The 25,675-nt window shown below is 66.8% G+C and carries 23 protein-coding genes; 6 read left to right on the forward strand and 17 right to left on the reverse strand.

Going from position 1 to position 25,675, the window contains the following annotated elements; genetic code table 11:
* Nucleotides 1-13: 13 nt before the first annotated feature.
* The 3 genes from AC07Z7_RS11280 to AC07Z7_RS11290 are packed head-to-tail and all read right to left on the reverse strand — an operon-like array spanning nt 14 to nt 2,775.
* Nucleotides 14-874 (reverse strand): YbgC/FadM family acyl-CoA thioesterase, encoded by an 861-nt coding sequence (locus AC07Z7_RS11280; protein ID WP_252661493.1) that lies wholly within the window; start codon nt 872-874, stop codon nt 14-16.
* 8 nt (nt 875-882) lie between these two features.
* The gene (locus AC07Z7_RS11285) at nt 883-1,845 is read right to left on the reverse strand and encodes an alpha/beta hydrolase (protein WP_494766282.1); all 963 of its coding nucleotides are present in this window, start codon (nt 1,843-1,845) and stop codon (nt 883-885) included.
* A 60-nt stretch (nt 1,846-1,905) separates the two neighbouring features.
* Nucleotides 1,906-2,775: a 2-keto-4-pentenoate hydratase gene (locus AC07Z7_RS11290; RefSeq protein WP_494766283.1), complete on the reverse strand. Its 870-nt coding sequence runs from the start codon at nt 2,773-2,775 to the stop codon at nt 1,906-1,908.
* Between the two features lie 97 nt (nt 2,776-2,872).
* Here AC07Z7_RS11290 and gbd point away from each other — a divergent pair, with 97 nt between their 5' ends.
* Nucleotides 2,873-4,009, forward strand: coding sequence for a 4-hydroxybutyrate dehydrogenase (gene gbd, locus AC07Z7_RS11295; RefSeq protein WP_494766284.1), 1,137 nt, complete (start codon nt 2,873-2,875; stop codon nt 4,007-4,009).
* Nucleotides 4,010-4,228: 219 nt separating this feature from the next.
* Nucleotides 4,229-7,090 carry a bifunctional diguanylate cyclase/phosphodiesterase gene (locus AC07Z7_RS11300; RefSeq protein WP_494766285.1) on the forward strand — a complete coding sequence of 954 codons (2,862 nt, stop codon included), beginning with the start codon at nt 4,229-4,231 and terminating at the stop codon, nt 7,088-7,090.
* Between the two features lie 63 nt (nt 7,091-7,153).
* Here the strand turns inward: AC07Z7_RS11300 and AC07Z7_RS11305 are convergent, their stop codons facing one another.
* The 3 genes from AC07Z7_RS11305 to AC07Z7_RS11315 all read right to left on the reverse strand — a co-directional run bounded on the left by AC07Z7_RS11305 (nt 7,154) and on the right by AC07Z7_RS11315 (nt 11,699).
* Entirely contained in the window at nt 7,154-8,365 is a 1,212-nt protein-coding gene (locus AC07Z7_RS11305) for a phospholipase (protein ID WP_494766286.1), read from the reverse strand.
* A 63-nt stretch (nt 8,366-8,428) separates the two neighbouring features.
* Nucleotides 8,429-9,256 carry an HDOD domain-containing protein gene (locus AC07Z7_RS11310; RefSeq protein ID WP_094291009.1) on the reverse strand — a complete coding sequence of 276 codons (828 nt, stop codon included), beginning with the start codon at nt 9,254-9,256 and terminating at the stop codon, nt 8,429-8,431.
* 73 nt (nt 9,257-9,329) lie between these two features.
* Nucleotides 9,330-11,699, reverse strand: coding sequence for a Tex family protein (locus AC07Z7_RS11315; RefSeq protein ID WP_494766287.1), 2,370 nt, complete (start codon nt 11,697-11,699; stop codon nt 9,330-9,332).
* A gap of 288 nt (nt 11,700-11,987) precedes the next feature.
* Here AC07Z7_RS11315 and AC07Z7_RS11320 point away from each other — a divergent pair, with 288 nt between their 5' ends.
* The 3 genes from AC07Z7_RS11320 to AC07Z7_RS11330 all read left to right on the forward strand — a co-directional run bounded on the left by AC07Z7_RS11320 (nt 11,988) and on the right by AC07Z7_RS11330 (nt 14,038).
* A complete protein-coding gene (locus AC07Z7_RS11320; RefSeq protein WP_094291007.1) occupies nt 11,988-12,281 on the forward strand; it encodes a DUF4148 domain-containing protein in 294 nt (97 codons plus the stop codon).
* A 214-nt stretch (nt 12,282-12,495) separates the two neighbouring features.
* Entirely contained in the window at nt 12,496-12,900 is a 405-nt protein-coding gene (locus AC07Z7_RS11325; RefSeq protein ID WP_252661502.1) for a hypothetical protein, read from the forward strand.
* 52 nt (nt 12,901-12,952) lie between these two features.
* Nucleotides 12,953-14,038, forward strand: coding sequence for a DUF72 domain-containing protein (locus tag AC07Z7_RS11330; protein WP_494766288.1), 1,086 nt, complete (start codon nt 12,953-12,955; stop codon nt 14,036-14,038).
* Between the two features lie 219 nt (nt 14,039-14,257).
* Here the strand turns inward: AC07Z7_RS11330 and AC07Z7_RS11335 are convergent, their stop codons facing one another.
* Complete coding sequence (locus AC07Z7_RS11335) at nt 14,258-15,298, reverse strand: GGDEF domain-containing protein (RefSeq protein WP_494766289.1); 1,041 nt, start codon at nt 15,296-15,298, stop codon at nt 14,258-14,260.
* A 225-nt stretch (nt 15,299-15,523) separates the two neighbouring features.
* Between AC07Z7_RS11335 and AC07Z7_RS11340 the strand changes: the two genes are divergently transcribed.
* On the forward strand, nt 15,524-16,009 hold the full coding sequence (locus tag AC07Z7_RS11340) for a hypothetical protein (RefSeq protein WP_494766290.1): 486 nt from the start codon (nt 15,524-15,526) through the stop codon (nt 16,007-16,009).
* 20 nt (nt 16,010-16,029) lie between these two features.
* Here AC07Z7_RS11340 and AC07Z7_RS11345 read toward each other — a convergent pair whose 3' ends face one another.
* From AC07Z7_RS11345 to AC07Z7_RS11390, 10 genes are all read right to left on the reverse strand, one after another.
* Nucleotides 16,030-16,620, reverse strand: a complete 591-nt coding sequence (locus AC07Z7_RS11345; protein ID WP_094291002.1) for a methylated-DNA--[protein]-cysteine S-methyltransferase — start codon at nt 16,618-16,620, stop codon at nt 16,030-16,032.
* Nucleotides 16,621-16,670: 50 nt separating this feature from the next.
* A complete protein-coding gene (locus tag AC07Z7_RS11350; protein ID WP_494766291.1) occupies nt 16,671-17,576 on the reverse strand; it encodes an SDR family oxidoreductase in 906 nt (301 codons plus the stop codon).
* A 245-nt stretch (nt 17,577-17,821) separates the two neighbouring features.
* Nucleotides 17,822-18,757 (reverse strand): glutathione S-transferase family protein, encoded by a 936-nt coding sequence (locus AC07Z7_RS11355; RefSeq protein ID WP_494766292.1) that lies wholly within the window; start codon nt 18,755-18,757, stop codon nt 17,822-17,824.
* A gap of 31 nt (nt 18,758-18,788) precedes the next feature.
* A complete protein-coding gene (locus AC07Z7_RS11360; RefSeq protein WP_494766293.1) occupies nt 18,789-20,447 on the reverse strand; it encodes an isovaleryl-CoA dehydrogenase in 1,659 nt (552 codons plus the stop codon).
* A gap of 9 nt (nt 20,448-20,456) precedes the next feature.
* Entirely contained in the window at nt 20,457-20,921 is a 465-nt protein-coding gene (locus tag AC07Z7_RS11365; RefSeq protein ID WP_494766294.1) for a GNAT family N-acetyltransferase, read from the reverse strand.
* Nucleotides 20,921-21,937: an NADP-dependent oxidoreductase gene (locus AC07Z7_RS11370; RefSeq protein ID WP_094290999.1), complete on the reverse strand. Its 1,017-nt coding sequence runs from the start codon at nt 21,935-21,937 to the stop codon at nt 20,921-20,923. The genes AC07Z7_RS11365 and AC07Z7_RS11370 overlap by 1 nt, the downstream gene beginning before the upstream one ends.
* A 96-nt stretch (nt 21,938-22,033) precedes the next feature.
* A complete protein-coding gene (locus tag AC07Z7_RS11375) occupies nt 22,034-22,465 on the reverse strand; it encodes a PaaI family thioesterase (RefSeq protein WP_108617928.1) in 432 nt (143 codons plus the stop codon).
* A 151-nt stretch (nt 22,466-22,616) separates the two neighbouring features.
* Nucleotides 22,617-23,408 (reverse strand): SDR family oxidoreductase, encoded by a 792-nt coding sequence (locus AC07Z7_RS11380; RefSeq protein ID WP_094290997.1) that lies wholly within the window; start codon nt 23,406-23,408, stop codon nt 22,617-22,619.
* A gap of 157 nt (nt 23,409-23,565) precedes the next feature.
* Nucleotides 23,566-23,766, reverse strand: a complete 201-nt coding sequence (locus tag AC07Z7_RS11385; RefSeq protein WP_094290996.1) for a hypothetical protein — start codon at nt 23,764-23,766, stop codon at nt 23,566-23,568.
* 2 nt (nt 23,767-23,768) lie between these two features.
* A complete protein-coding gene (locus AC07Z7_RS11390; RefSeq protein WP_494766295.1) occupies nt 23,769-25,628 on the reverse strand; it encodes an acyl-CoA dehydrogenase in 1,860 nt (619 codons plus the stop codon).
* Between the last annotated feature and the right edge of the window lie 47 nt (nt 25,629-25,675).

Genomic DNA, 25,675 nt, shown 5'->3' on the forward strand with positions numbered 1-25,675 from the left:
TTTTAATAGCAAATCACTGTAACTGCCGCGCCATCGCAATGTGCGCGATACCGGCTTCTTCATAGGGCTCACCCACCACGGCGAACCCCGCGCGGCGGTAAAAGCCCTCGGCGCTGCTCTGGGCGTGCAGCTGCACCTCGGTGTCGCCCCGGGCACGCGCCGCGTCCACCAGCGCATCCAGCAACTGTCGCCCCCATTGCGCACCACGCACCGAGCGGTCCACCGCCATGCGGCCAATGCGGCCCACGCCCGGTGAGGGCTGCAGCAGGCGGCCTGCAGCGATGGGCATGCCCAGCCGGTTGTAGAGCACGGCATGGCGGGCTGAGATGTCGTGGGTATCGGCCTCGACTTCGGCGGGAATGCCCTGCTCGTGCACAAACACCGCCGTGCGCACGCGGCCTGCGTCACGGCCCAGGGTGTTCCAGTCGCCGGTGCGCACCTCGGCCATCTCGGCGCCCGCTTCAAAGCCTTCAAAGATCGCGCGCAGTGCGGGCGGCACGGGGCGGGAGGTCTGCGTGGCCGGGTCGGCAAACACATAAACCAGTTCGGCCGAGATCAGCAGCCGGTCGCCACAGAAAATGCCGGCCGTAAACAGGCAGGACGAGTTGCCGATGCGCGTGGACCGCATGCCCACGTCCAGCGTGTCATCGAGCCGCGCCGAGGCGTGGTATTCCACGGTGGCCTTTTTCACATACAGCTCGCCGCCCAGGGCCAGCAGACTCGCCTCATACGGCAATGCCAGCGCGCGCCAGTAGTCGGACATGGCCGTGTCGATGTACATGAGGTAGTGCGCGTTGAACACGATCTTTTGCATGTCCACCTCGGCCCAGCGCACGCGCAGGCGGTGGAAACAACGGAAGTCACTGCGTTGCATGGATTGATTTACTCCAGGTGAAAAGCCAGGCGCAGCGCACGGGCCGCGTCGGCATGGGCCTTGCGCGCTTCGGGGATGGCGCGGCCCATCTTGATGAATTCGTGGGTCACACCGCGGTAGATGTCCAGGTCCACCGGCACGCCCGCCAGGCGCAGCTTGTCGGCGTAATCAATGCCTTCGTCCACCAGCGGGTCGCATTCGGCCAGACCGATCCACGCGGGTGCCACGCCCTCCACGTCCGGCGCCAGCAGCGGCGCAAAACGCCAGTCCTCGCGCTCCTCGCGCGTGGTTACGTAATGGCCAAAGAACCAGCTGATGGCGGGCTCCTCCAGCACCAGGCCGCGTGCAAAGGTGGCGTGCGACGGCGTGTCCTGGTGCGCCGCGCAGCCGGGGTAGATCAGCAGTTGCAGCGCCAGCGGCAGGCCCGTATCGCGCGCCAGAATGGCGTTGACAGCGGCCAGCGTGCCGCCTGCGCTGTCACCGCCCACGGCCAGGCGCTGGGGGTCAGCGCCAAGGCGTTCCGCGTTGACAGCGAGCCACTGCAGCGCGTCCCAGGCATCGTTGCTGGCCGTGGGAAAGCGGTGCTCCGGCGCCAGCCGGTAGCCCAGCGACACCACCAAACAACCGGCCAGGCGCGCCAGCTCGCGGCACAGGATGTCGTGCGTGGCGATGTTGCCGATGGTGAAGCCGCCGCCGTGCGTGTACAGCAGCATGGGCAGGCCCTTGTCGGTGCTGGGTGCGTACAGCCGAGCGGGCAGCTGAGCACCGTCGCGGGCCGGGATCTGCAGGTCTTCCACCCGCGCCAGCGCAGCCTGGGGCACCTCCAGCACATCGGCACCTGCCTGGTAGGCGATACGTGCCTCTTGCGGCGTGCGCGTGTGCAGCGGCGGGTGCCCGGCGCGGGCCATGCGTTCGAGCACGCTGCGCATCTGCGGAGTCAGGCGGGTGTGGTGGATGTGCAGGTCAGTCAACGGTGAGGGTCTCGGTGGCAGAAAGAAAACGCCCGCGCAGCGGCGGGCTGATGGGGAGACTTACTTGAAGGTCACGCGCACGGGTGCGGCGCCCGGCAGGCCCTCATAGGTCGCTGTCACCGACAGCCCCGACTTGGGCGGCAGCAGCGGCGAGAACGAGCCCAGACTGATCAGATCGCCCGGCTGCATGGCCAGGCCCTCCTGTGCCAGCGCACCTGCCAGCCACACCACGGCGTTGAGCGGGTGCTCCAGGATGTCGCTGCCCTTGCCGCCGCCCAGGCGCGCACCCGCGCCATCGGTCAACGACACGTTCATGTCGGCCAGGGCCTTGAGCATGGCAAAACGTTCGCCCCGGTACACGGGCACCGCAATGGGGGCACCGGCCACGCCCAGGCGGGCACCCACGTTGATGGCCGTCACGCCCGCACCGTTGAGCTTGGGTGGCGCCTGCACCATCAGGTCGGGCAGTTCGATGAACGGGATGATCTGGTCCACGGCGTCCAGCACGTCCATGGGGGTCTTGGCCTGGTTGATGGCAGCGCTTTTCACGCGCACCAGCATGTCGGCCTCGTACAGGGGGCGGGCACCGAATGCAGGGTCCACCGTAGCACCGCTGGCCAGCACCATGCCTTCGTAGAGCTTGCCCCACACGGGCTTGTCGGTGTTAAAGCGCTTTTGCACGGCGGGGTTGGTCAGGCCGGCCTTGTAGCCGATCACCTTGCCCATGCGCTGGGCCAGCAACGCGTTCACCTTGCCGCGTGTGCAGGCGCCATCTGCGTCGGTGAGGTTCTCGGGGTTGGCGGCCGGGGTCTTGGCCACATAGTTGGCCACCAGGTCGGCGGCCTGCGCGTCCGTGAGGCACTGGGCCTGGGCCGTTGTCACAGATGCGACGGCCAGCAGGGCCGCCATCAGGGTTTGCTTCGTTTTCACGCGTGTCTCCTCCTTATAAAGTGGGCTCAGAACCCATACCAAGGGCTGGCGGGCTATCGTAATCGCTGGCACTCCCATTCACACATCCTGTTGCACCATGGCTTTCATCTACTACGTCACCCAGATCCAGTTTGAATTCGGCGCCGTCCAACTGCTGAAGCAGGAATGCGAACGCGTGGGCATCACTCGCCCGCTGATCGTGACGGACCCCGGCGTGAAAGCCGCTGGCGTGCTGCAAAAGGCGCTGGATGCGCTGCCCGGCATGACGGTGGCCGTGTTTGACCAGACCCCCTCCAACCCCACTGAGGCCGCTGTGCGCGCCGCCGTGGACATGTACAAGGCCCAGGGCTGCGACGGCCTGATTGCCGTGGGTGGCGGCTCCGCCATCGACTGCGCCAAGGGCATCGCAATTGCGGCCACGCACGAAGGGCCACTGACGCACTACGCCACCATCGAAGGCGGCTCGCCGCGCATCACGGACCGCGCCGCGCCTCTGATCGCCGTGCCCACCACCAGCGGCACGGGCAGCGAGGTGGCGCGCGGCGCGATCATCATCGTGGATGACCACCGCAAGCTCGGCTTTCACTCGTGGAACCTGGTGCCCAAGACGGCCATCTGCGACCCGGACCTCACCCTCGGCCTGCCCCCCATGCTCACGGCGGCCACCGGCATGGATGCGATTGCGCACTGCATGGAAACCTTCATGTCTGCCGCGTTCAACCCACCCGCCGACGGCATTGCGCTCGATGGCCTCACGCGCGGCTGGGCAAACATCGAGCAGGCCACCAAGAATGGCAGCGACCGCGACGCACGCCTGCACATGATGAGCGCCAGCATGCAGGGCGCCATGGCCTTCCAGAAGGGCCTGGGTGCCGTGCACTCGCTCAGCCACAGCCTGGGTGGCGTGAACCCGCGCCTGCACCATGGCACGCTCAACGCCATGTTTTTGCCCGCCGTGGTGCGCTTCAATGCGCAGGCGGAATCGGTGCAGAAGGAAAAGCGCCTGGAGCGCATGGCCCACGCCATGGGCCTGGCCAGCGCAGGCGACATCCCCGAGGCCATCCGCGACATGAACGCCCGCCTGGGCCTGCCCACCGGCCTGGCCGCCATGGGCGTGAACGAGGCGATGTTCGACGACATCATCAAAGGCGCCATGGCCGACCATTGCCACAAGACCAACCCGCGCATTGCCAAGCCCGAGGAGTACCGGGACATGTTGGCGCAATCGCTCTGACACGGTGGCCGTCCGGGCCCGGCACTGGCCTTCAGCCGACCACGCAGGCCCCGGCAGCCGTGACCCGGGGTTGATCATTACAAAATGTCACAACCTCACCACAGTCGCCCACCAAGCTGCGGTGAAAAAGCAGCCCGCGCTGCACCAGCGGCTAGACTCCCCCCGGTTCACCATTAATTAACGATTCATTACCTGGGATGGGGGAGAGGGCCACCGCCGATGACGCGCACCGCAAATCTCAGCACCTGGCTTCTGCGGGGCACCTACCCCCGGCTCTACATCCCCATCGCGCTGATCATCCTGCTGGTCAGTGGCGTGCGCTACCACTACTTGCTGCAGGCCGAAACCGAAGAGGTCCACCGCCATGCTGCGGCCGAGCTACGCCGAGCCAGCGACTACCTCTTGCCGCGCCTCGCGGCGGTGCCCACCGCTGATGCAGCCACCCTCAGCAGCATCCTGCAGGACGGCATCACCCACCTGGGCCCCGGCGTGCAGGCGCTCCGATGGGTGCCCTCCGAGTCGGCCCAGCAACCCGCTTTGCCTGCCGCCGAGGTACACGCACCCATCCCCACCGCCCCGACAGCCCCGGCATGGTTCGCCCGCTGGCTGGACATCCCCCGGCCCCTGCAGCAATCCGCCCAGCGCTTGGCCGACGGCACCCCTGGCCGCCTGAGCATCGCGCTGCAAACCCAGCCGCTGGTGGACCGCGTCTGGGGCACGGTGATCGTCCAGGCCCGTATCTCGGCGCTCAATATCTTCACCATCCTGTTCCTGCTCACCCTGCTGCTGCGCGCCAATGCGCGCATGTTGCGGCGGCTGGCACAGGCCACCGATGCGTTCCGCCAGGGCTACCTGGGCACCCGCATGGAGGTGACCGGTACCCTCGAATCCCGGGCCATGGCCGAGGCGTTCAACGACATGGCGGGCAAGGTCCAGTCGCTGGTGCTGTCGCTGCACGAAACCCAGCGCCAGCAAAGCGAGCAACTGCATTTCACGCGGCAGCTGATCGACGCCCTGCCCCTGCCCGTGTTTGTGCGCGATGCCGACGGCACCTATGTGGACACCAACCGTGCGTGGCAGCGGCTCTTCCAGGCCCCGGTGGACCCGACCGGTGCCCACCACGCCTCCAACGTGCCCGAGGCCCTGGCGCCCGAACACTCGGCCCAGGTCGCCAACGCACAGGACAACGTGGTCGCGATCCACCCCCTCCACACCGTCCACCAGCCGCCGCTGTACATGGCGTACTACGAAGCGCCCTTCACCAGCACCAGCGGCTCGCTGGCGGGCACCATCGGCACCCTGGTGGACGTGACCGAACGCAAGCGCGCCCAAGAGGCCCTGCAGGCCGAGAAGGAGCGCGCCGAAGTCACGCTTGCATCCATCGGCGACGGGGTCATCACCACCGACCTGGCGGGGCGCATCGACACCCTCAACGAGGCCGCGCAGCTCATGACCGGCTTCACCGCCGAGCAGGCCGTGGGCCGGCAGCTGGACGATGTGTTCCGCCTGTACGAAGAGCCCGCCAGCCGCAATGCCAGCTCCGCCGCCGAGCGCGACAGCCAGCCCGGCGCGCTGCAGCAGGCCACCCACGAGGTGCTGATCCACCGCTCGGGCGAACGCTACGCCATCGAATACACCGCCTCGCCCATCCGCCAGCACAACGGCAAGGCCGTGGGCTGCGTGCTGGTGTTTCGCGATGTGACCGAAGCCCGCAACCTGCGCCACCAGATCTCCTGGCACGCCCGGCACGACCCGCTGACCGGGCTCTACAACCGCACTGCCCTGGCCGAGCGCCTCACGCACGCCCTGTTCGTGGCCCGCAACAAGGGCCTGCTGCTGGCCGTGTGCATGCTGGACCTGGACCATTTCCAAGCCGTGAACGACGCCTTTGGCAACCGCGTGGGCGACCGCCTGCTCAAGGAAACCGCCCGGCGCCTGGGCGCCTTCATCACCCAAAGCGATGCCGTGGCCCGCATGGGCGGCGACGAATTTGTGCTGCTGCTGGGCGAACAGCCCGACATCCCGGCCATCGAAGCCCGCCTGACCGTGCTGATGCAACAACTGGCCGCGCCCTATGCCATCGACAACCGCGAGGTGAACACCACCGTGAGCATTGGTGTGGCCGTGTTCCCACACGACAACGCCAGCCCCGACACCCTGCTGCGCCACGCCGATCAGGCCATGTGCCAGGCCAAGAGTTTTGGCCGCAACCAGCTGCACGTGTTCGACGTGCAGCAAGATCACGCCGTGCAGACCCAGCACACCCGCCAGACCCGCGTGGCCCAGGCCCTGCACGCGGGCGAGCTGGTGCTGCACTACCAGCCCAAGGTCAACCTGCGCACCGGCGAGATCATCGGGCTGGAGGCCCTGCTGCGCTGGCAGCACCCCACCGAAGGCCTGCTGGGCCCGCAACACCTGCTGCCCCTGGTGGAAGACACCGACCTACAGGTCGAGCTGGGCGAATGGGTGCTGCGCCAGGCCCTGGCCCAGATGCGGCAGTGGACCGACGCAGGCATGCAGTGGGAGGTCAGCGTCAACATCGCCGCAGCCCACTTCCACAGGCCCAACTTCGTGCCGCGCCTCAAGGACATCCTGCACACCTGCCCCGAGGTGTCCCCCACCCGGCTGGAGCTGGAGATCCTCGAATCCGCCGCGCTCGAAGACATGCAGTACATGCGCAGCATGATGCAAAGCTGCCAGGCCCTGGGCGTGCGGTTTGCGCTGGACGACTTCGGCACCGGCTACTCGTCGCTGTCCTACCTCAAGCGCCTGCCCGCCGAGACGATCAAGATCGACCAGTCCTTCGTGCGCGGCATTCTGGAGGACGGCGACGACCTCACCCTGGTTCAGGCCATCTTGGCCCTGGCCGCCGCCTTCCACCGCCATGTGGTGGCCGAAGGCGTGGAGACCGCCGAACACGCGGCCCGGCTGCTGGAGCTGGGCTGCGAGCGGGCGCAAGGCTACGGCATCGCACGGCCCATGGCCGCCCATGAGGTGCTGGGCTGGGCGCGCGACCATGCGGCCCGCCACGCCGCCCGGGCGGTGCAGGACGCGGCCGCGCGGCGCCCCGCGTCGGCTTGAGGGCCAGGGCGGCGAACTGGCCAGGCCGCGCTCGCCCTGCATTCAGACCGCGTTCACCCCCACCTACAGCGGATGCACAGCCCCCATGTCGGGCCGCTGCAGCCACTCGGCCCATTCATCCGCCAGTTGCTGGCTGGCGCTGGTGGCACCCAGCCAGGCCTGGGCGCGGGCGCGGCTATCGGTGCCGTAGTGGGTGAAGTCCTTGCGGTCGGGCAGCTTGGCGTTGGGCAACGCGCGAACCCAGTCGGGGTTGGGCGACAGCACCACCATGTTGTCCAGCGCCGGGGTGGCCCGGTGGCGCCACCTCAGGCCCTTGTCCAGCCAGCCCGGCACCACCCGGTGCTGAAAGTGCGGATACAGCACGATGCCCGCAGAACCCGGGCGCACACCTGTCGCAATGGCATCCACCCCCTCGTTTTTCAAGGTTTTCAGGCCGTCTGCGCGCGTCCCCATTGCCTTTTCAGCTATCAAATTAGAAGCATCCGAGCCCGCCCGATCATAGGCCAGATGCAGGTGGTAGTCAGTGATGCCGCCATCCCAGTACGCCCCGGGCGGCGCCCCCGGAATGTTGTGCACGGCCTGCAGCACAAAAGGGATGGAGCAGCTGGCCTGCAGCGCGGCCATGAAATTGGCCGAACTGAGCCGCACCTGCCGCGTGCGGTAGTCCGATGTGCCAAACGGCAGGGCCGCACAGGCCGCCCCCGGCACCGATTCATCGGGCGACGAGAACACCACCCGCTCCAGCCAGGCCCCCATGGCCTTGCGGTGGACGGTGTTGGTCAGGAAAGCGCCCAGGTAGCCCAGCGGCGTTGCCACGCCATGCTCGCGCCCCAGCAGGTGCCGCCCACGCGACGTGATGATGTGCAGGCGATAGCGCGGGTGGCTCAGCACCTCATCCACCCGCCCGCCATAAAACGCATCCAGGTTGCGCCCAAACCGCTCGCTCACATGGGCCGCCGTGGGGTGTTTCTTGCCCGGGGGCAGCTCATAGTCCTGGTGGATGTAGTCATGCTCCAGCCGCTCGAACGCCGCCACCGATTGCTGCAGACAGGCGGTGGCCATCCGCCACGCGCCAATCGATGCGCCCACCAGATGCACGGGCTGGTCCGACCGTGGCAGCCACTCCCCAAAAATGAACCGGTCCAGCGGCCCCAGGATCAGCCCCTTGGGCCCCCCTGCGGCAGCAGGGATCACGCCCACATCGCCGGGCTGCAGGCCGTTGCGTTCAAGGTGTTGTCGGGCGCGGGGGCCGGCGTGGATGCGCAGTGCTTTCATGGCGGCGATTGTCGCAAAGCAGCACGCTGCGGACTGTCGCCAAGCTGCGCAGGCCCCAGGGGCCTACACCACAAAATCCGCCACTTCCGGCTTCGCTGTCCAGTCGATGGGATCCTGCTGCAGCACCATGTCAATATCCAGGCCCAGGGTCAGCCCCACTTCACCGGGGAAAGACACGGCCAGCTCCTTTTCGCCCAGCTCGGCCTCGCGAGCACGCGCTCGCCAGGCGGCCAGGTGGATCACGCCCGCGAGGGGCTCATAGGCTTTGTTGTCGAACGGCGCGCTCTGGTACTGCAGGGCGTCGATCACCACCTCGGGCAGTTGCCAGCGGCGCGCGCAGCCGGCCGTGACATGGCCGTAGCTGTAGCCAAAGATGCGCTGCTCGATCTTGTCGCGGCGCAGGTCAAAGGGTGCCACCAGGGTGTTGACCGACTGCGCCTTCTCCGGGTCGGCAAGGTGGATCACCAGCTCGCCCACCGCGTGCAGCAAGCCCGCCGTGTAGGCCGCAATCTGGTTTTGGTGCACGATGCCCGCCAGGGAACGGGCCAGCTTGGCGGTGTTGAGGCTGTAACGCCAGAACTGCTGCATGTTCACCCCTGGCACCGAGCGCGAAGTGGTGCCCAGCGGCGCCGACGACACCAGCGTGCGCAACTGGGCTATGCCCAGCAGCGCCAGCGCCTCGGGGATACCCGCGATCTGGCGCGGCAACTGGAAGGTGGGGGAATTGGCCAGCTCCAGCAGGCGCGCGGCCAGGGCCGGGTCGGTGCCAAACAGCTGGTTCAGGCGGCGCAGGCTGGGTTCGCTCTGGGCCAGTTCGCTCATCAGCAGCGCCACGGCGCGCGGCAGGCTGGGCAGTGCCACAGGTTGGGCCAGCAGTGCGTTCAACTCCATGGGACAGGGCACCTGTTGTGGTGGGGGTGCTGGCGATTATGGCCCCCCGCAGGGCCCCACCGCCAGCCCGCAGTTACCGGCCCTTGGCCTGTTGCAACTTCGCAAATGCCGAGGCCATGGCCGATGGCTGGGCCGCCTCGTTGCCACGGCGCGGCGGCTGGGCGTAGCCCCGGCCTGCACCTTCAAAACGGTTGTCGCGCGGTCCCCGGTCGCGGTCACCCTGCTGGCGCGGCGCGGCGTCCAGCTTCATCGACAGGCCGATGCGCTTGCGCTCCACATCCACCTCCATGACCTTGACCTTGACGATGTCGCCGGTCTTGACCACCTCACGCGCGTCGTTCACAAACTTGTGCGCCAGTTGGCTCACATGCACCAGGCCGTCCTGATGCACACCCAGGTCCACAAAGGCGCCAAACTGGGCCACGTTGCTCACCGTGCCCTCCAGCACCATGCCTTCCTTCAGGTCCTTGATGTCTTCCACGCCATCGTTGAAGCGCGCCACCTTGAAGTCGGGGCGTGGATCACGGCCGGGCTTTTCCAGTTCGGCCAGGATGTCCTTGACGGTGATCACGCCAAATTTCTCGTTGGCAAACAACTCGGGCTTCAGGGTCTTGAGCATGTCGGCGCGGCCCATGATCTCGGCCACCGGCTTGCCCGTCTTTTCCATGATCTGCTCGACCACGGGGTAGGTTTCGGGGTGCACACCCGTCATGTCGAGCGGGTTCTCACCGCCGCGAATGCGCAAGAAGCCCGCGCTCTGCTCAAACGTCTTGGCGCCCAGGCCCGCCACGTCCATCAGCTGCTTGCGGCTCTTGAACGCACCATTGGCTTCACGCCAGCGCACCACGGCCTTGGCCACGCTGCCCGACAAGCCCGACACGCGGCTGAGCAGCGGCACGCTGGCCGTGTTCAGGTCCACACCCACCGAGTTCACGCAGTCCTCCACCACCGTGCCCAGCGTGCGCGCCAGCTCGCTCTGGTTCACGTCGTGCTGGTACTGGCCTACGCCAATGCTCTTGGGGTCGATCTTCACCAGCTCGGCCAGCGGGTCCTGCAGGCGGCGGGCGATGGAGGCGGCGCCGCGCAGGCTCACGTCCACGTCGGGCATCTCTTGCGATGCGTATTCGCTGGCGGAGTACACCGAGGCGCCCGCCTCGCTCACCACTACCTTCTCGATGGTGCGGTCGGCCTTGGCGGCCATCTTGATCAAGTCAGCGGCCAGCTTGTCTGTCTCGCGGCTGGCCGTGCCGTTGCCAATCGCAATCAGGTTCACGCCGTGCTTTTCCACCAGCTTGGCCAGGGTGAACAGCGAACCGTCCCAGTCGCGCTTGGGCTCGTGCGGGTACACCGTGGCCGTCTCCACCAGCTTGCCCGTGGCGTCCACCACGGCCACCTTCACGCCGGTACGGATGCCGGGGTCCAGGCCCATCACCACGCGCGGGCCGGCCGGAGCGGCCAGCAGCAGGTCGCGCAGGTTGTCGGCAAACACCTTGATCGCCACCTTCTCGGCCTCGTCGCGCAGGCGGGCAAACAGGTCGCGCTCGGTCGAGAGGCTCAGCTTCACGCGCCAGGTCCAGGCCACACACTTGCGGATCAGATCGTCGGCCTTGCGGCCCGCATGGCTCCAGCCCAGGTGCAGCGCGATCTTGCCTTCCGCCAGGCTGGGCTTGCCCGGCTCGGGTTCTACCGGCAATACCAGCTTGGCTTCGAGGATTTCGAGACCTCGGCCCCGAAACACCGCCAGCGCGCGGTGCGAGGGCACGCGGCCAATGGGCTCGTCGTAGTCAAAGTAATCGCGGAACTTGGAGACCTCAGGGTCGTTCTCGTTCTTGCTCTCCACCTTCTTGCTGCGCAGCAGGCCCTCGGCCCACAGCCACTCGCGCAGGTTCTGCACCAGGGCCGGGTCTTCGGCCCAGCGCTCGCTCAGGATGTCGCGCACGCCATCCAGCACGGCGGGCACGGTAGAGAAATCGGCACCGGGCTTGCCATCGTCCAGCACTTCGGGCGGCTTGGTGAACGCGGCGGCCTCTACAGCCGGGTCCAGCGTGGGGTCGGCAAACAGCTTGTCGGCCAGTGGCTCAATGCCGAACTCGCGCGCAATCTGGCCCTTGGTGCGGCGCTTTTGCTTGAACGGCAGGTAGATGTCTTCCAGCTCCTGCTTGGTGGGCGCGGCCGCAATGGCAGCACGCAGTGCGTCGGTCAGCTTGCCTTGCTCGTCAATGGCCTTGAGCACGGCCACGCGGCGGTCTTCCAGCTCGCGCAGGTACGACAGGCGCGCCTCCAGCTCGCGCAGCTGGATGTCGTCCAGCCCGCCCGTCACCTCCTTGCGGTAGCGCGCGATGAAGGGCACCGTGGCCCCTCCATCCAGCAACTCCACCGCTGCGCGCACCTGGGATTCACTGACTTTGATTTCTGCGGCCAACTGCCGAACGATCTGCTGCATGGGGGAAAACTCTCTCAGACGCGGTCTAACGATAGGAACAAAAGGCGAAGCGCGGGAGTTTGCCACAGGCGGTTTGGCCATTCCCCGGCCCTCAGCGGCCGGATCGTCGATTGTTCTCAATACCGGAACAGTTAGTTTGCGACTGGGTGGTTTTTCTTTGAACACCATCGGCGTACAGTTCAACCCATCGATGAGCCGAACCCGCAAGGCGACTCACCGAACCGGTTCAGGAATGGTTTTTGACCCGGCTTTTTTGAGACGCTTTTTTAGCTTTTAAGGATTTTCATCATGAACAAGACCGCCCGTTTCCTCTCCATCGCTGCTGTTGCTGCTTTCGCCTCGTTTGGCGCCCATGCCGACGAAGCCGATGGCTCGCAATTCGCCCTGAAGTTCGACACGAACCGCACCCGCGCTGAAGTGCAAGCCGAAGCCGTAGTGGAAGCCAAGACCCACAGCATGGAACCCGCAGGCTCGCGCGTCGTGACCTACAAGTCCAACGCCGACCGCGCTGCAGTGCGTGCCCAGGCTGCCGAAGCCGTGCGCACGGGCCAGATCCCCCACGGCGAATTCAGCGCCATGTAATTGGTAGACCAACTGCTTGAGTTGGATTGAAGCAGTTGCGGGACTTCCCATGGCGGTGGCACTTTGCATTTGCGGGTGCTGCTGCCATGGGGAGTGTTAACTGAACCGCAGGGGCGGGCAGGCAGATCGGGCTCCCTTTGGGAGCCCTTTTTGTTTGTGGAGCGCGCAGCGCTTTCGCGCCTTCTTAAAATGGTGGACCGCTCTCGCACGCTCCATGCCCCTCCCCTCCTTCCCCATCCGCACCGAATGCCCCCCAGGCACCTGCGTCTGCGACCGGGATGCGTTGCTGCAGGCACCCAGTGGGGACGTCCGCATCCTGATGCTCACGCGCACCGAAGAGAAAAAGATGCTGGACCGGCTCGAAAACCTGGCCAGCCTGGCGGACCTGCGCAAGATGCAGGAGCGCATGGAGCAGCAGTTGGGCATTCGGCTGTCGATCACGCAAAGCCCGCACGAGGTGCGCAGCCTGCGGGGCATTGCGATCCTGGTGCATGAGCAGCCGGGGCTGTGCCGCAAGACGCGGCAGGCCATTCCGGCGGCCATCAAGAAGAGCATGGATGCGCAGCCGCAGATCACGTTTGACCTGCTCGACGAGGGCGGGTTGTTTGGCGGTTCTTAGCAGGCCCGCTGGCTACGCTGCCCGCCCCGGCCCCATGGCTGATTGACTGCGCATGCAAGATGATCTTTTTGGCGACACATTGCCCAAGCCCTTAGCGGAGGGGGCTGCAGCGCAGGCGCCTGTCTCTCAGCACCCGGCCAAAAAGGAAGATCCCCCTGCGCGGCGCACGCGGTCTGGAACGGTGGCGCCTGTCGTTCCCGACGATGCGTTGAAAACCCTGGCAGCCGCCTTGCCTGCGCAGTTGCGGCTGGGCACGTCGTCGTGGACCTACCCGGGATGGAAAGGGCTGGTGTGGGAGGGCGAGCATTCCGACGCACAGCTCTCCAAGCAAGGGCTGGCCGTATATGCGCAGCACCCGCTGATGCGCACGGTGAGCATTGACCGCAGCTTTTACCGCCCGCTCACGGTGAGCCAGTTTGAGCGCTATGCGTCGCAGGTGCCTGACGACTTCCGGTTTGTGGTGAAGGCGCCCAGCGTGGTGACGGATGCGCTGGTGCGCAGCGAGGACGGCCGGGGCCGCCAGCCCAACCCGGCGTTCTTGAGCCCCGAGCTGGCGCGCAGCGAGTGTGTGGAGCCCGCGCTGCAGGGCCTGGGGCACAAGCTGGGCGCGCTGGTGTTCCAGCTCAGCCCCCTGCCGCTGGCGCAGCTGGACCGCCTGCCGCTGCTGCTGGAGCGCCTGCGCACCATGCTGCTCGCCCTGCCCGCCCTCGCGCCCACGGCGCCCGATGGGGTGATTGCGGTGGAAGTGCGCGACCCCGAATGGCTGACCCCGGACTTTGCCGCCGTGCTGCGCGAAGCTGGCGCCACCTACTGCCTGGGCCTGCACGCCAAGATGCCGCCGCTGCAGGCCCAGCTGCCCATGCTGCGCGCGCTGTGGCCCGGGCCCCTGGTGTGCCGGTGGAACCTGAACCCGGTGCATGGCCCCTATGGCTATGAAGATGCCGAGCGGCTGTACGAGCCCTACGACCGCCTGCACCACCCAGACCTGGAGACGCGGGCGGCGCTGGCCGCGGTGATTGCGGGCGTCACGGGCCGGGGGCAAAACGCGCTGGTGACCATCAGCAACCATGCCGAGGGCTGCGCGCCGCTGACAGTGCGGGGTGTGGCGGAAGAGGTCGTGAAGCTGGGGGCGCGGTAGGCCCTGCTAGCGGCACTGCTAGCTGCGTGGGTTCGGAGCCCCAACGTGGCTTACGGATTCGCACTCAATGATTCAATACCGTTCGGGCTGAGCCCGTCGAAGCCCTGCGCCGCGCTTTGACAGTCTCCGCCCGAACGGTTTTTGCGCCTGCTCAGTGTGCGCAAAGACACGTCACGAGCCGTCACGAGCCGTCACGAGGTGCCAAGAGGTGCCAGCGCATCATGCAGCCGCCAGCTCGATCCGGTTGCGCCCGCCCTGCTTGGCGCGGTACATGGCGCGGTCGGCGCGGCGCACCAGCTCTTCGGGCAACTGGTCGCGCTGGGGCTGCAGACTGGCCACGCCAAAGCTCACGGTGACGATGCCGTGGGGCGCGCCTTCGTGGGGCAGCGCCAGTTGGTGGATGGCCTCTTGCACATGGCGCGCCACCTCGGCGGCGGCGGCTAGATCGGAGCCGGGCAGCAGCACCACAAACTCTTCGCCACCAAAACGTGCGGCCAGTTCGCCCTCGCGCCGTGCACCCACCTGCGCCAAGGTGGTGGCCAGGGTGCGCAGGCAGGCGTCCCCTGCCAGGTGGCCGTAGTGGTCGTTGAAGTGCTTGAACACGTCCACATCCAGCAGGATGAGCGCCAGCGGCGCAGCAGCGCGCTGGGCCCGCGCCCATTCGCGCGCCAGGGCGTCGTCGAAATGGCGGCGGTTGGCAATGCCGGTGAGGCCGTCGGTGTTGCTCAGCAGCTCCAGGCGGTGGTTGACCTGGGCCAGGGCCTGGGTGCGCTCGGCCACCAGCGCCTCCAGCTCGCGGTTGCGCTGGCGCAGCTCTTCGATGGGATAGACCTCGTCGCCCCGGGCAGTGCCGTAGGGGATGGAGACACTCACATGCACGATCTTCCAGTCACCTGATTCCTGGCCCGCACCGGCCTCGCGCCGGAACAGCACGACCTTGCGTGCGGTTTCGCGGGCAAACAGTGCGTCGGGGATGGGCAGGTGGATGTGGAAGAAGGCGGTGGCGGCCAGCAGGTCATCGCCCAGCTCCTGGGTGAACAGGTCCAGCATCTCGATCACGATGGGCTGGGGCACCTGCAAAAAATCCTGCCGCGTGGTCTCGATCCACTCGGCGCGGGTCTTCACCAGCCTGTCGCTGCTGCCCGAAAAGCCGCTGAAGTTGTCGCTGAAGCGGTCCAGCAGCCGCAGGTCGCGCGCGGCGTACATCGCGATGTACTCATCAAAGAGCATCCGGTTGAGTCGCTCGCGTTCCGGTGACATAGGCGGGTTCCTGTGGGGCAGCAGGGAATGGTGCGGACAATCTGCAGTAGGTGTAGGGCCAGACGCTCTGACGAATGTAGCACCGCAAATGCCGAGCGTGCAGCCTGGTTTGCGAACATGCCAATGTCACGCCAATATGGAGAGAGGCACGGGGCGCCCAGGCCTTGCAGGCCTCACCCGCATGGCAAACAATGCGAAACAGGCCCATGCCACACCGCCCCGCCCATGCCCCATTCTTCGTTGCTGCACTACCAGCACCAGCACTCGACACAGACGCTGCGGCAGGGCCTGGACGAGTACTTTGCAGCCCACCCCAGTTTGTTGCGGGGCGGCGATCTGTCGGCTGAGGCGCAACTGTTTTTTCGATGCCATGACACGGTGCACGTGCTCTACGGCTGCAGCACGAGCCTGCCCGACGAAGCAGTGGTCAAAATCGCCAGCCTGCGCGGCACCACCGAGGGGCTGGCCGTGCTCAAGGGATATGCGCTGCACGAGTCGCGTGCGATCTATGGACAACTGCACGCCGCCGACGTGCTGCGCAACCTGGGCGCCACGCTATGGGCCGTGCCGCGCACCTGGTGGCGTTGTTCCCGGCAAACCATGCGCTGGCCATGGACATCCCCGCCCGAGTACCTGGACATGCCCTTGGCGACCCTGCGCGCCCGGTATGGAATCCGGGTGAGCCACGTTGACAGCGCTGCAGACGATTGAGCAATGCCGTCCGGAGTTGCTTACTCGTCGTGCGCAAACAGAGGCAAGGTACCGCCGAGGCAGGCCCCTTCGATACCCAACATGCGCATCTTGGTGGCCGCACCGCCACCGGCCGAGAAGCCGCCCGTCCGGCCATTGGCGGCCAGGATGCGGTGGCAAGGCACCACGGGCGCAAACGGGTTGTGGCCCAGCGCCTGGCCCACGGCGCGGGCGGCGCCGGGCTCGCCCAGGGCTGCGGCCATTTCGCCGTAGGTCATGGTCTTGCCCGGTGGAATGCGGCGGGCCAAGGCATACACGCGGGCATTGAAGGGCGGCACGGTGTCGAGGGCCAGGGGCACGTCACACAGGTCGTCGTGCGCCCCTTGTAGCAGGGCCGCCACGCGCGCAGCCCACGCTGCCACCGGCGGTGGCATCGTGCATTCGGCCAGTTGTGGAAACCGCCGCTGCATGCGGGCGCGCGTCTGGGCCTCGCCCGCGTCCTCGGGCAGTTGCACGCCCACCAGCAGTGCCCCGTGCCAGGCCATGCCGCAGTGGCCGATGGCCGTGGGGAACAGGGCGTAGCCGCTGGCTGCGCCCTGTTCCCCGGGGGCGGTGAGTGCCTGCAATGACATACGCTATATATTTAATAGCAACAAAAGCATATGGATAGCGCGGAGAGCGCCTATTCAGCCCTCAAAGCCGCACGCAGCTGCGCGCCTACCTCGGGCTTGCCCACAAATGGGTCGGTGGGGTTGCGGCCCAGCATGACGTCTTCCATGCGCGTCTGCACCGAGGCGATGGCCTTGGGATGGCTGTAGATATAGAACTGGCCCTGGGCGGCGGCGTCGAACACCTTTTGCGCCACCTCGGCGGCGGTCACCTTGCCGCTGCCCACGGCCTTGTCGCTCATGGCCTGGCCGATGAGCTGGCTCTTGGTGGGCTTGTCGGCGGCCATGTCCTGCGGGCGGTTGCGGTGGCTCTGGCTGATGCCGGTGGGCACAAAGAAGGGACACAGCACGCTGGCCGTGACCTGGTCGGTAACCAGCGACAGGTCTTGGTGCAGTGTCTCGGACAGCGCCACCACTGCGTGCTTGCTCACGTTGTAGATGCCCATGTTGGGCGCATTGAGCAGCCCGGCCATGCTGGCGGTGTTGATGATGTGGCCGCGCCAGGCGGGGTCGGCCTTGGCTGCGGCCAGCATCATGGGCGTGAACAGGCGCACGCCATGCACCACGCCCCACAGGTTCACGCCCAGCACCCATTCCCAGTCCTTGACCGAGTTCTCCCACACCAGGCCGCCCGCGCCCACGCCGGCGTTGTTGAACACGAGGTGCGGCGCACCAAAGCGCTGCTCCACATCGGCGGCCAGCTGCTCCATCTGCGCAGCGTTCGACACATCCACCTTGCGCGCCAGCACCTGCACACCTGCGGCCTGCGCCTCAGCGGCTGCGGCGTCGAGTGCGTCCTGCTGCACATCGACCAGCACCAGGTTCATGCCCAGGCGGGCGCCAATGCGCGCGCATTCGAGGCCAAAGCCCGAGCCTGCGCCGGTGAGGACGGCGGTTTTGCCCGCGAAGTTGTCGATCATGGTTTTGTCTCCTTGAAGTGGTGTGTGGTGTTGTGGGAGGGGCAGCCACAGGGCATGGGTCGGTTCATCCGTACGGTCACCGAGTCATCCATCGCCCTACCGTTCGCCCTGAGCTTGTCGAAGGGTGCGCGCGAGGGTTGCCCCGGCTTCGACAGGCTCAGCCCGAACGGGTGTGGGTGTGAGGTGACCGGGAAGGCGTGGACTGACAGCAAGCAACACACCAAGCCTTTCGCGCGGCGCCGCCGTCAGGCCTTCACAGCCCGCAGCACATACCCGATGCGTGGGAAATGCACATGCACCGTGCCCGCACGCGGGTCGGTGCGGCGCAGGGTGTAGCGGGTGCGGGTGGCGGCGATCAGCTCGCCCTCGGTGGGTTCGGTGCCAAAGCTCTCGGCGGCAATGGCCACCTGGCTGCCCAGCGGGATGCCGTGCTCGTCCTGGAACAGGTCGTCCATCAGGGGCAGCGGGTCCATGCCCGCAGCCACGGTGATGGCGTCCTGCGCGCTGAACTTCTCCATGCGGCCATGGCCCAGGGCGGCCATGCGGTCCATCCACTCCAGCACGGCGGGCGTGGCGGCAAAGATGTCGGCCATCACCGGCACGCACTGGCGCGTGAACCACAGCGGGTGGTAGGCCGCAAAGTCGGCCAGGCAGGGCTCGGCGCCAAACAGGAAGTCGTGCTCTTCGGCCATGTGGGCGATGCGGCGCAGGTACGAGCGGTAGGCGGCCGTGGCGTCGGCCGGGCGCAGGCGCTGCATGCCCGCGCTCATCTCGCGGCGGTCTTCACCAAAGGCCTGGGCAGCAGCGGGTGGCAGGTTGGCAAACATGGCGGCGGCACCCCTGGGCTGCAGGTTGTAGGCCATGGCGGCCCAGAACAGCGTGGTGTCGGCCCACTGCGCAAACACGCGCGACACGCCCTTGAGGTGGGGTGGGTAGAGCACCGGCTCGGGCTGCTCGTGCTCCAGCACATCGCAGATCAAGGCGGAGTCGCAATAGATGTCAGCACCGATCTGCAAGAACGGCGTCTTGCGGTAGCCGCCCGTGAGCGCCACCACATCGGGCTTGGGCATGATGCTGGGGATGATCACGGACTTCCAGGCCAGCTGCTTGTAGCCCAGCGCGAGCCGGATTTTTTCGGAGAACGGGGACGAGGGGTAGTGGTGCAGGATGAGGTGGGACATCATGGGTCTCCGCAAAATTCTGTGAGGTGAATCAGGCCGGAAGCGCGCGGGCCAGGATGGCATCCAGGTCCACACCCGCACCGAGCGTGCCAAAGCTGTAGCCCCAGTCGCCACCCAGGCGCGAATCGCAGAACGCGCTGAACACGGCGCCGGGCGCGCTGCGGTACAGCAGCGCGGCCTGAACGGCGAGGGCTACGTCCTGCGCCAGGCGACGGGCCTCGGCTTCGGTGGTCATGGCGTCCACGCGCAGCGGCAGCGCGCTGGCCATGCGGTCGAGTGCCGGGTGGGCGCCGCGTGCGGGGGCCAGTTCTTCGGCCAAGGCCGCAGCGGTGTCGGCGCGGCGCACGGCGCGCAGCAGATCCAGCGCCATGATGTTGCCCGCGCCTTCCCAGATGGAGTTGAGCGGCATTTCGCGGTAGATGCGGGCCATGGTGCCTTCACCGCCCTCCTCCACATAGCCGTTGCCGCCCAGGCATTCCATGGCCTCTTGCGCAAACGCGCTGCCGCGCTTGCACACCCAGAACTTGGCCACGGGTGTGAGCAGGCGGGCCATCACGGCCTCGTGTTCGCTCTTGCCTTTGCGGTCAAAAGCGCTGGCAAGCCTTATGGATAGAGCGGTGGCCGCTTCGCTTTCGAGAGCCAGATCGGCCAGCACGTTGCGCATCAGCGGCTGCTCGATGAGCTTCTTGCCAAACGCCGAGCGCTGGCGCGTGTGGTGCAGCGCAATGCTCAGCGCCTGGCGCATGAGACCGCTGGTGCCCAGCGCGCAGTCAAGGCGCGTCATGGTGCCCATTTCCAGGATCTGCGCCACGCCGCGCCCCTCCTCGCCCACGCGCCAGGCCGTGGCGCCGATGAACTCGACCTCGGAGCTGGCGTTGGCGTGGTTGCCCAGCTTGTCCTTCAGGCGCTGGATGCGGATGGTGTTGACCACACCTTCACCACCGTCGGGCAGCACACGCGGCAGGAAAAAGCAGGTGAGCCCGCCGGGCGCCTGCGCAAGGATCAGGAAAGCATCGCACATGGGTGCGGAAAAGAACCACTTGTGCCCCGTGATGCGGTAGCGCGCGCCCCAGGCGTCCTCGCCATCGGGCACGGCCTGGGTGGTGTTGGCGCGCACGTCCGATCCGCCCTGCTTCTCGGTCATGCCCATGCCCATGGTGAGCGCGGATTTTTGCGAGAACAGCGCCAGGCGCGGGTCGTACTGCGTGCTCGCCAAACCCTTGCTCCAATCCGCCCATACCGCTGAATTGCCGCGCAATGCCGGGGTCACGGCGTAGCTCATCGACACGGGGCACAGCACCGAGGGTTCGGCTTCGGTGAACAGCATGAAGCCTGCGGCCCGCTCGATGTGCGCATGGCCCGTGTCCTGGCGCGACCACGGCGTGGCATGCAGGCCGTGGCGCAGCGCGGCGCCGATGAGCGCGTGGTAGCTGGGGTGGAACTCCACCACATCGGCGCGATGACCGAAGCGATCGTGGGTGCGCAGCTGCGGCTTGTAGGTGCTGGCCAGGCGCGCATGGGCCTGCATCTCTGCCGAGCCCATCTCCGCACCCAGCGCCGTCAGGCCCTCCAACGGCAGGCCGGGGGCATGCAGGCGCAGCGCGTCCTGCAGCGGCTGGTTGGTGGTGAACAGGTTCACATCGGCCCAGGGCGTGCTCTGGTTGAACACTTCATGGGTGGCAGCGGTCATGGCGGCTCCTCAGGCAGCGGGGTGGTCACCCCGTCTCAGCATTTCGACGTGGGGGATGTCGTCTTCCAGGTATTCGTCGGACACGGCCTCAAAGCCCAGGCTGCCGTAGAAGCCCTGCAGATGGGCCTGCGCGCTGATGCGAATGCCCCGGCCGGGCCAGGCCTGGGTGCAGCGGGCAATGCCCTCCGCCATCAACGCCCGGCCCGTGCCGTTGCCACGCGCTTCCTTGGCGGTGACCACGCGGCCGATGGAGGGCTCGGGGTAGTTCACGCCTGGGTCCACCACGCGCAGGCAGGCTTGCAGCACGCCCGCCTCGTCGTAGCCCAGCAGGTGATGTGATTGCTTGTCCGCCCCGTCCGGGTCCTGGTAGGGGCCCTGCTCCAGGATGAAGACCTTGCAGCGCAGCGCCAGCGCGTCGTGCAGGGCGTGCACACCCAGGTCGTCGAAGCGGGCCCAAAGCCAACGCAGCGCCATCAGATCAGCTTCACCAGTTGCTTGCCGAAGTTCTTGCCCTTGAGCAGGCCCAGGAAGGCCTCGGGCGCAGCGGCAATGCCGTGGGCAATGGTCTCGCGCGGGCGCAGCTTGCCGGTGCCGACCAGAGTGCCCAGCTCCTTGAGCGCCTCGGGCCAGACTTCCATGTGTTCGCTCACGATGAAGCCTTCGACCTTCATGCGGTTGATGAGCATGAGCGCGGGGTTGGCCATGGGCAGCGGCGCGCCGTCGTAGCCAGCGATCATGCCGCACAGGGCAATGCGGCTGAAGGCGTTCATGCGCAGCATCACGGCGTCCATGATCCAGCCGCCCACGTTCTCGAAGTAGCCGTCGATGCCGTTGGGGCAGGCTTCCTTCAGGGCCTTGGACATCGCTTTGACGTCGCTGTGCTGCTTGTAGTCGATGCAGGCGTCAAAGCCCAGCTCGTCCACGGCGTACTTGCACTTGTCGGCACCGCCTGCAATGCCCACCGCGCGGCAGCCGCGCGCCTTGGCCAGAGCGGCAAAGGCGCTGCCCACGGCGCCGGTGGCAGCGCTCACCACCACGGTGTCGCCCGCCTTGGGCGCAATGATCTTGACCAGGCCGTACCAGGCCGTCACGCCCGGCATGCCCACGGCGCCCAGGTAGTGCGACAGCGGCACATGGGTCGTATCGACCTTGCGCAGCGCACCGGGCTGCTCGGCATTGACCACGCTGTACTCCTGCCAGCCGCCCATGCCCACCACCTTGTCGCCCACCGCGTACTTGGGGTGCTTGCTCTCGGCCACCTCACCGACGGTGCCACCGATCATGACTTCGCCCAGCGCCTGCGACGCCGCGTAGCTCTTGCTCTCGTTCATGCGGCCGCGCATGTAGGGGTCCAGGCTCAGGAAATGGTGGCGCACCAGCACTTCGCCGTCCTTGAGTTCGGGGGTGTCCGCCACCACCAGCTTGAAGTTGCTGGCCACGGCCTCGCCGTGGGGACGGTTGTCGAGAACGATTTGTTGGTTGCGTGGCATGAGAGGCTCCTTCAGAATGAAATCACTATCAATTTAATAGCTACAAGCGCTTATCCATTGCGCGGAAATGGCCATTTTTATTCAAAAATGGAGGACTCAATCGGTGGAAATCACCTTGAGCCCGTTGGTGCTGCGGTTGTCCACCGGCAGGCGCCGCACGTACTTGAACGTGCCCGTGGCATGGCTGCAGATGCGGCCCTGCGCGTCGTACACCGTGCCCTCGGTAAACGCCATGGTGGCGGTGCGGTGGATGAGCCGCCCCTTGGCCACCAGCGGCCCGCGCGCGGGCTGCATGAAGCTGGTCTTCATCTCGATGGTGACCACGCCCATGTCCGGCGTCTCGCTGCGCGCGGCCGTGGCCATGGTCACGTCCAGCAGCGTCATCGACGCACCGCCATGCGTCACGTCAAACGAGTTCAGATGCTCGGGCTTGGCTTCGTAGCGCAGCTCGGACTCGCCACCTTCCATGCGGTGCAGCGTAAAGCCGAGGTGGCTGACAAAGGGGATTTCGACACCAAAACTTTTCACGGCATGTCCTCAGTACACAAACTCAAAAACTGGCGCGGCCCCGCCAGGGCAGCCGAGCAAGGGCCGCCCCGCAGCGAGGGCTGCGTCCCCCTTCCCGGTGAAGCCGAGAGAAGGGGGAAGGCGCGCAACGCCTCAGGGGGATGTACCGAATTCACCCTCCCGTAACGATGCTCACGCCCCCATCCACCGCCAGCCACTGGCCGGTGATGTGTTTGCCCGCATCCGACGCGTACAGCGCGCACAGGCCCTTCAAATCTTCATCGTCGCCCAGGCGGCCCAGCGGGGCGTGCGCAGCCAGCGCTTCCTCGCCCATGGCCTTGAGCGTCCCCACCGTCATCTTGCTCGGGAAGAAGCCGGGGCAGATCGCATTGACGCGGATGTTGTACGCGCCCCATTCGGCGGCCAACGCACGTGTGAAGTTGATCACCGCGCCCTTGGAGGTGTTGTAGGCAATGGTGTTCATGCCCTTGGGGTTGCCGCCCAGGCCTGCGATGGACGCCACGTTGATGATGCTGCCGCTGCGGCGGCCAATCATGCTGTGCTTGGCAATGTGCTGGCTGAGGATGAAATAGCCGCGCACGTTGAGGTTCATCACCTTGTCCCAGGCTTCCACGGGGTGGTCTTCGGCGGGCGCGCCCCAGGCGGCACCGGCGTTGTTGATGAGGATGTCCACATGGCCCAGGCGCTCCAGGGTTTCATCGGCCAGGCGGCGGATGTCGGCCTCGTTGGCGCAGTCGGCGGCGATCCAGCGGGCATCGATGCCTGCGGCCTGCAGTTCGGCCGCAGCTTCTTCCAGATCGGAGGCCTTGCGCGAGCTGAGCATGATCTTGGCGCCTGCCTCGCCCAGCGCATGCGCCAGTTGCAGGCCCAGGCCGCGCGAGCCGCCGGTCACCAGGGCGGTTTTTCCGGTCAGGTCAAACAGTTGTTGGATAGTGCGTGTCATGGTGTCTCCTTGGGTTTATGGGAACATTCTCGGCGCCGATCGTCAACCATCGGGCCGGTGTTTGCAGCAGCCATTGTGCGGCGCAACGCGGGGCCATTGTGTCGCCCCCGTGTCGGCGCAACTTCGGCGCAGCTTCAGTGCCACCTCGGCAGCAAGCTCAGTCTGTTTTCAGGCGCGCGCGCACGGCAATCAGCACCACGCCCACGGCGGCCGCCAGCCCACCGCCCAGCACCAGGCTCCAGCCCAGGTCAGCGTCGCTGCGCCCGGTGGCCAGGCCCAGCACCAGCGTGAGCAGGCCGCCGTAGATGAGCACCCAGATCAGCTTGTGCAGTCGCTGCAATGTATGGGGCGCAGCCATGGTCAGAAAGCGTCCTCGGGAAAGCTCGCGCAGGTGGCATCGCGCGTGCTCACCACCTGCAGCCAGGCGCCGATTTTGGGCAGCTCGTAGTGGAAGAAGTAGCGCATCGCCCCCATGCGGCCCACGCTGGCAGGCTGCGCCAGTGCAGCATCGTCGGCCAGCGTGGCCAAGGCCAGGTCCAGCCACACCCAGGCCAGGACCGTGTGGCCAAAGGCCTGCATGTAGGGCACGGCATTGGCCAGGGCATCGGCGGGCTGGCCCGTGGCCCAGGCGGCCTTGGTGGCCGCGCCCACCTGCTGCAGCGCCGCGCCCAGTGCGTTGGCATGGGCCGCCAGCGCAGGCACCTGGATCGCGCGTTCGATGGTGGCGTTGATGCGCCCGGCCAGCAGTTGCAGGCCACGCCCGCCTTCCATCAGCACCTTGCGGCCCAGCAGGTCCATGGCCTGGATGCCGTGCGTGCCCTCATGGATCATGTTCAGGCGGTTGTCGCGCCAGTACTGCTCCACCGGGAAGTCGCGCGTGTAGCCGTAGCCACCGTGGATCTGGATGGCCAGGCTGTTGGCCTCCAGGCAGAACTCGCTGGGCCAGCTCTTGGCAATGGGCGTGAGCACTTCGAGCAGCAGGCGCGCTTCATCGGCGGCTGCAGCGTCGCCCGTGTGCTGCTCATCCACCAGCTTGGCGCAAAAAAGGTTGAGCGCCAGTGCGCCTTCGCCATACGACTTCTGGGCCAGCAGCATGCGCTTCACATCTGCGTGTTCAATGATGCGCACCTGGGGCTGGGCGACGTCCTTGACCACGGCAGACGCTCCCGCCGCTTCCTTGGGCCCCTGCACCGGGCGGCCCTGCGGGCGGTTCTTGGCGTAGTCCAGGCTGGCGTAGTAGCCCGCCAGGCCCAGCATGGTGGCGGCCATGCCGATGCCAATGCGCGCCTCGTTCATCATGTGGAACATGCAGTGCAGGCCCTTGCCGGGCTGGCCCACCAGGTAGCCCACGGCACCTGCCTGGCCGTCCACGGGGAACCTGCCTTCGCCAAAGTTGAGCAAGGTGTTGGTGGTGCCGCGCCAGCCCAGCTTGTGGTTCAGGCCCGCCAGCGCCACATCGTTGCGCACGCCAGTCAGCTGGCCCTGTGCATCGACCATCTTCTTGGGCACGATGAAGAGCGAGATGCCCTTGGTGCCGGGCACCAGCTTGCCGTCCGGCCCGGGGATCTTGGCCAGCACCAGGTGCACGATGTTCTCGGTGAGTTCGTGGTCGCCCGAGCTGATCCACATCTTGTTGCCGGTGAGGCGGTAGCGTGGGCCCAGCGGGTCGGATTCGAAACCGGCCCCGTCGGGCACAGCCCGTGTCGCCACGTCCGAGAGCGACGAGCCCGCCTGGGGTTCGGACAAACACATGGTGCCCGACCAGCGGCCATTGAATTCATTGAGTGCAAACACCTCCTTCTGCAGTGCAGTGCCATGCGCCATCAGCAGGTTGGCATTGCCCGAGGTGAGCAGGTTGGAGCCGATGCTGATGGAGGCCACCGCAAAGAAACTGTTGGCCGCCGCCTCCACCGTGTAGGGCAGCTGCATGCCGCCGATCTCGTAGTCCTGCGCAGCCGACAGCAGGCCGGATTCTGCGTAGGCCTTGCGGGCCTCGTACGTCGCCTGGGGCAGGATCACCTTTTCGCCGTCGAAATGCGGCTCTTCGGTGTCTACCGTGCGGTTGAAGGGGGCGTACTTCTCGCGCGCGATGCGCTCGCAGGTGTCGAGCACCGCATCGAAGGTCTCACGCGAATGGTCGGCAAAGCGCGTGCGGGCCGTGAGGGCCTCGGCGCCCAGCCAGTCGTAGAGCAGGAAGTTGAGCGTGGAACGCAAGGTCATGGGGTCTCCTTGTGGTTGGCATGCCCGCGCTCCTCCTGCTCTGCGCA

The organism is Acidovorax sp. GW101-11A03, from assembly GCF_059424825.1.

Coding starts and splice junctions, on each gene's coding strand:
- AC07Z7_RS11280 (WP_252661493.1), bottom strand. CDS start 874: ATGCAACGCAGTGACTTCCGTTGTTTCCACCGCCTGCGCGTGCGCTGG.
- gbd (WP_494766284.1), top strand. CDS start 2,873: ATGGCTTTCATCTACTACGTCACCCAGATCCAGTTTGAATTCGGCGCC.
- AC07Z7_RS11300 (WP_494766285.1), top strand. CDS start 4,229: ATGACGCGCACCGCAAATCTCAGCACCTGGCTTCTGCGGGGCACCTAC.
- AC07Z7_RS11305 (WP_494766286.1), bottom strand. CDS start 8,365: ATGAAAGCACTGCGCATCCACGCCGGCCCCCGCGCCCGACAACACCTT.
- AC07Z7_RS11310 (WP_094291009.1), bottom strand. CDS start 9,256: ATGGAGTTGAACGCACTGCTGGCCCAACCTGTGGCACTGCCCAGCCTG.
- AC07Z7_RS11315 (WP_494766287.1), bottom strand. CDS start 11,699: ATGCAGCAGATCGTTCGGCAGTTGGCCGCAGAAATCAAAGTCAGTGAA.
- AC07Z7_RS11320 (WP_094291007.1), top strand. CDS start 11,988: ATGAACAAGACCGCCCGTTTCCTCTCCATCGCTGCTGTTGCTGCTTTC.
- AC07Z7_RS11325 (WP_252661502.1), top strand. CDS start 12,496: ATGCCCCTCCCCTCCTTCCCCATCCGCACCGAATGCCCCCCAGGCACC.
- AC07Z7_RS11330 (WP_494766288.1), top strand. CDS start 12,953: ATGCAAGATGATCTTTTTGGCGACACATTGCCCAAGCCCTTAGCGGAG.
- AC07Z7_RS11335 (WP_494766289.1), bottom strand. CDS start 15,298: ATGTCACCGGAACGCGAGCGACTCAACCGGATGCTCTTTGATGAGTAC.
- AC07Z7_RS11340 (WP_494766290.1), top strand. CDS start 15,524: ATGCCCCATTCTTCGTTGCTGCACTACCAGCACCAGCACTCGACACAG.
- AC07Z7_RS11345 (WP_094291002.1), bottom strand. CDS start 16,620: ATGTCATTGCAGGCACTCACCGCCCCCGGGGAACAGGGCGCAGCCAGC.
- AC07Z7_RS11350 (WP_494766291.1), bottom strand. CDS start 17,576: ATGATCGACAACTTCGCGGGCAAAACCGCCGTCCTCACCGGCGCAGGC.
- AC07Z7_RS11355 (WP_494766292.1), bottom strand. CDS start 18,757: ATGTCCCACCTCATCCTGCACCACTACCCCTCGTCCCCGTTCTCCGAA.
- AC07Z7_RS11360 (WP_494766293.1), bottom strand. CDS start 20,447: ATGACCGCTGCCACCCATGAAGTGTTCAACCAGAGCACGCCCTGGGCC.
- AC07Z7_RS11365 (WP_494766294.1), bottom strand. CDS start 20,921: ATGGCGCTGCGTTGGCTTTGGGCCCGCTTCGACGACCTGGGTGTGCAC.
- AC07Z7_RS11370 (WP_094290999.1), bottom strand. CDS start 21,937: ATGCCACGCAACCAACAAATCGTTCTCGACAACCGTCCCCACGGCGAG.
- AC07Z7_RS11380 (WP_094290997.1), bottom strand. CDS start 23,408: ATGACACGCACTATCCAACAACTGTTTGACCTGACCGGAAAAACCGCC.
- AC07Z7_RS11385 (WP_094290996.1), bottom strand. CDS start 23,766: ATGGCTGCGCCCCATACATTGCAGCGACTGCACAAGCTGATCTGGGTG.
- AC07Z7_RS11390 (WP_494766295.1), bottom strand. CDS start 25,628: ATGACCTTGCGTTCCACGCTCAACTTCCTGCTCTACGACTGGCTGGGC.